Consider the following 3,683-nt stretch of genomic DNA (forward strand, 5'->3'; position numbering starts at 1 on the left):
CATATGAACCCTTTCTAATGTGAGTTTCGTCGCTTTTCATTATAGGTCATATGGGACCTTTTTCTATATTCAAAAAGGCTCCATAATTTCCACGGTGTTCTTACCCACTACAGAAATTATAGAGCCGTTAATGTTTAGAGGAGGCTAACAGAGTCTTCTCTTTTTTATTTTAGAATAGTGGCTCATTGTTACCTGTAGTGGATGACTTATAACTAAGCACGAGAGAGGGTCAGATTGTTTTTCCTTTTTTATTGAAAAATGACGTGAAAAAAGATAAAATGATATAGGATAAAACTGATGACTATAACTTTGGAGGGAATCATGTCATACAATAATTTAAAGCTGTTTGCTTTATCATCGAATCAGGAGTTGGCTGAGAAGGTAGCTTCCACGATGGGAATTGAACTTGGAAAATCAACAGTTCGTCAATTTTCAGATGGTGAAATTCAAGTGAATATTGAAGAGTCTATTCGTGGACATCATGTTTATATTCTTCAATCAACAAGTTCACCTGTTAATGATAATTTGATGGAAATTTTGATTATGGTGGATGCATTAAAGCGTGCCAGTGCTGAAACCATTAATGTGGTGATGCCTTATTATGGATATGCTAGACAAGATCGTAAAGCACGCTCACGAGAACCAATCACCTCTAAATTGGTAGCAGATATGCTTGAAGTTGCTGGTGTCGATCGTCTATTAACAGTTGATTTGCACGCAGCTCAAATTCAAGGTTTCTTTGATATTCCTGTCGATCATTTGATGGGGGCACCACTGATTGCCGATTATTTTGTGCGTCGTGGCATGACTGGTGAGGATTATGTGGTTGTTAGTCCTGACCATGGTGGTGTGACACGTGCACGCAAGTTGGCAGAGTTTTTGAAAACTCCAATTGCTATCATTGATAAACGCCGTAGTGTAGAAAAAATGAACACGAGTGAGGTGATGAATATCATTGGTAAGGTCGAAGGGAAAACTTGTATCTTAATTGATGATATGATTGATACAGCTGGAACAATTGCTCATGCTGCTGATGCGCTTGCTGAAGCTGGAGCTGTTTCGGTTTATGCAAGTTGTACGCATCCAGTATTATCAGGACCTGCACTTGATAATATTCAAAATTCAGCTATTGAAAAATTAGTTGTGTTAGACACGATTTACCTTCCAGAAGAACGTTTGATTGATAAGATTGAACAAATTTCCATTGCTGAGTTGATTTCAGAGGCTATTATTCGTATTCACGAAAAACGTCCTCTTTCACCACTATTTGAGCTTGGAAAAGCAAAATAAGACACTAGTTGACAAGTCTAGAAGTTTTCTAGGCTTGTTTTTGATTTATAGTGTAAAGTGTCAGAATTTTTTGTATAATAGTAGTACTATTTTTTTAAGAGGTAAGAGTATGAATTTACAGAATCGTTTTAATAAAAATTTGAATAAAATAGAAGTGTCCATGATTCGTCAATTTGATCAATCTATCTCAGATATTCCTGGGATTTTAAAATTGACCTTGGGTGAACCTGATTTTACAACACCAGATCACGTGAAAGAAGCTGCTAAGCGAGCCATTAATGCCAATAAAAGTTATTATACAGGGATGGCGGGTCTTCCTGAGTTGCGTCAAGCAGCGTCAGCTTTTGTAAAAGAAAAATACAATCTTGATTATAATCCTGATAATGAAATTTTGGTGACAATCGGAGCAACTGAGGCACTTTCAGCGACTTTGACAGCCATTTTAGAGCCAGGAGACAAAGTGTTACTTCCTGCTCCTGCTTATCCAGGTTATGAACCCATTGTGAACTTGGTTGGTGCTGAAATTATTGAGATTGATACCACTGCTAATGATTTTGTCTTGACTCCTGAGATGCTGGAAGAGGCTATTTTAGCTCAAGGAGATAAGCTAAAAGCTGTTTTACTTAATTATCCAGCTAATCCAACAGGTGTGACCTATTCTCGTAAGGAATTGGAAGCTCTTGCTGAAGTGCTTAAGAAGTATGATATTTTTGTTATCTCAGATGAGGTCTATTCGGAATTGACTTATACTGGTGAACCACATGTATCGATTGGGGAATTATTACCTGACCAAACGGTTGTTATTAATGGTTTATCTAAATCTCATGCTATGACAGGGTGGCGTATTGGACTTATTTTTGCGCCAGCCTATATCACAGCGCAGTTGATTAAGAGTCACCAATATCTTGTAACGGCAGCTACTACAAATGCTCAATATGCAGCGATTGCAGCTTTAACAGATGGAAAAAATGACACTGAGGTGATGAAAGTAGAATACGTTAAACGACGTGATTACATCATTGAAAAGATGGAAGAGATGAATTTTAAAATTATTCGTCCAAGCGGAGCTTTTTATATCTTTGCTAAGATTCCTGTTAAAGAAGGACAAGATTCTTTTGCTTTCTTGCAAAAATTTGCACATGAAAAAGCCGTTGCTTTTATTCCTGGTGTTGCTTTTGGGCAATATGGTGAGGGTTATCTTCGTATTTCTTATGCTGCAAGTATGGATTCTATTAAAGAAGCGATGACACGCTTAAAAGAGTTTATGGCTGAGTATGCAGACTAAGGAGTCTAAAGGAATTATTCTTTATAATCGGGCTTATAAGGAATCTGATAGGCTGGTTAAGATTTTTACAGAAGAAGCGGGAAAACGGATGTTTTTCGTGAAACAAGCTCCTCAATCCAAACTCCAGTCTGTGATTCAACCTTTAACAGTTGCGGATTTTATCATGACGATTAGCGACACAGGATTGAGCTATATTATGGATTATAAGAGTGTCAGAGCTTATCCTAAGATTAGTGGAGATTTATTTAGTTTATCCTATGCCACTTATCTATTGGCTTTGACTGATGCGGCTATTAGCGATAAGGTATTGGATCCTCATTTATTTGCTTTTTTAGTTAAAACGCTTGATTTGATGGAAGAGGGGCTAGATTATGAGGTTTTAACGCTGATTTTTGAGTTGCAATTGCTAGATCGCTTTGGGGTCAAACTTAATTTTCATGAGTGTGCGATCTGTCACCGAGTAGGACTGCCTTTTGATTTTTCTCATCGTATAGCGGGCTTACTTTGTCCAGATCATTATCAAGAAGACCCTAATCGTAGCCATCTTGATCCAAATGTCCCCTATCTTTTAGATCAATTTCAAGCTGTGCGTTTTGAGGATTTAAAAACCATTTCATTGAAAGCAGACATGAAGAAAAAATTGCGTGTGTTTATGGATGCTATTTATGATGATTTTGTGGGGATTAGGCTCAAAAGCAAGCAGTTTATTGATGATTTGGAAAAGTGGGGGCAGATTATGAAGCCAGAAGAATAAATCTAGTCTCCTAGTCTATCTTTTACATGCATCTTGACTAATTTTAGTGATGTCTATGCTTCATTGCTTCGTACTAAAAGTAAATTAATAAAACGATAGAAACAGCCTTCTCATTGGAGAGGGCTGTTTTGTAGATATTCCCTTAACTCTGTTTGGGCTTGGTGAGGTGTTAGGACAGCTAGGAAGGAAGTGATTAGAAAGGGTATTTGTTTTGCTCTGATATTTTCATGTACCTTTGTCAATGATGTGAGACCTAAAATGTTATTTTGAAGCTATCCATTTGTTAAGCTTTACTAGGAGCTAGCTCCTAGTAAAGCTTTTCTGATATCGATAGGAGATTTCCATCCTAAAGTT

3 protein-coding genes are annotated in these 3,683 nt (G+C 37.2%); all 3 read left to right on the forward strand.

Going from position 1 to position 3,683, the window contains the following annotated elements:
* The first annotated feature begins 321 nt into the window (after window positions 1-321).
* Window positions 322-1,290 (forward strand): ribose-phosphate diphosphokinase, encoded by a 969-nt coding sequence (locus ACVRWY_RS09395; protein ID WP_354369909.1) that lies wholly within the window; start codon window positions 322-324, stop codon window positions 1,288-1,290.
* Between the two features lie 109 nt (window positions 1,291-1,399).
* Window positions 1,400-2,575, forward strand: coding sequence for a pyridoxal phosphate-dependent aminotransferase (locus ACVRWY_RS09400; protein WP_354369908.1), 1,176 nt, complete (start codon window positions 1,400-1,402; stop codon window positions 2,573-2,575).
* Window positions 2,565-3,329 (forward strand): DNA repair protein RecO, encoded by a 765-nt coding sequence (gene recO, locus ACVRWY_RS09405; protein WP_354369907.1) that lies wholly within the window; start codon window positions 2,565-2,567, stop codon window positions 3,327-3,329. Before ACVRWY_RS09400 ends, recO begins: the two co-directional genes overlap by 11 nt.
* The last annotated feature ends 354 nt before the right edge of the window (window positions 3,330-3,683 follow it).

The organism is Streptococcus porcorum (genome assembly GCF_053203725.1).